Source organism: Stenotrophomonas sp. GD04054, assembly GCF_029836955.1.
In the GTDB taxonomy this organism is placed as follows: domain Bacteria; phylum Pseudomonadota; class Gammaproteobacteria; order Xanthomonadales; family Xanthomonadaceae; genus Stenotrophomonas; species Stenotrophomonas maltophilia_A.
Genome location: NZ_JAOECR010000101.1, coordinates 1 through 1,083, shown reverse-complemented (window position 1 = coordinate 1,083; position 1,083 = coordinate 1). Strand labels below are relative to the sequence as shown.

The following is a 1,083-nucleotide window of genomic DNA, read 5'->3' as shown; positions in this document are numbered from 1 at the left end:
CCCTGGCTCGCCTCAGGCGGGGACTAGCCCGCTTTCAGCGTCGCGCACACGGGCGTTGAGGATGACCAGCATCTTCCGCATCACTGCCACGATGGCCACCTTGCCTTCCTTGCCGCGGGCTCGTAGCGACTGGTAAAAATCGCGCAGCCGAGGTTCATGCCGCATGGCCGACATTGCCGCCATGTAGAGCACTTGCCGGATTTCGGCTCTTCCACCGTGGATGCTTCGTTTTCCTCTCATCGTGCCGCTGTCGTGGGACATCGGGGCTACCCCGACCAGGCTGGCGATGCGCTTGCCAGTGATCCTGCCAAGCTCTGGCAGATAGCTGGCTAGAACTGCCTGCAGCACAGGCCCTACGCCCTTCATCGACTTCAGCATCTTCAGTTGAGGCTGCTGACCAACCTGCTCGACGATCTGCTTGCCCAGACGCTCAACCAACGTTTGTAGGCGGGTGATGTTGCCCTGCAGTAGTCGGCGCAGTTCACGATCAAGCACCATTTCCTGCTGCTGCCGCGCGATGGTCAGGGCGTCCATCGCCTGCCGACGTGCCCGAACGAACTCCCGCATCTTCTGCTGCCAAGACTGCAGCGGCTGATAGGGAGGCAGCTTCACCAGGGCGGCCATCTGCGCCAACGCGTAGGCATCCAAACGGTCGGTTTTGGCAATCTGACCCAACCCCTGAGCCAGTTTCCGGGCGCGCAAGGCATTGGCACGGGCCACCGGATGACCGGCCTTGTGCAGGAAATCCAGCACCGGCTGCTCATAGCCACCCGTGGCTTCAAGCACGATCTGGCGGGTCGGACGCTTCTTCAGCCAAACATCCAGCTCAGAAAACCCGGAGCGGTTGTTGCTGACCTGCAGGGTTTCTCCGTCCGTCGTACCGATATCCAGCTGACGCTTGCTGACATCAATCCCGATCCCGTTCATCACCTGACTCCGTATAGTCTGGAAGGGTCGAGAGCTCCCCCGCTTGCCCAGTCTTATCGCTTCGAGTGGTCGCTCCAGCAACTGTTCGGGCGGATCAAGGGAGATTCCGGCGTGGGCGCCAAGCTACATGGCGATCGTCGCGATCCTGGTTACGGA

1 protein-coding gene is annotated in these 1,083 nt (G+C 61.2%); it reads right to left on the bottom strand.

The window, feature by feature from the left end:
* Positions 1-12 precede the first annotated feature (12 nt).
* Complete coding sequence (locus N7573_RS22275; RefSeq protein WP_107314970.1) at positions 13-927, bottom strand: IS110 family transposase; 915 nt, start codon at positions 925-927, stop codon at positions 13-15.
* Positions 928-1,083: the final 156 nt, after the last annotated feature.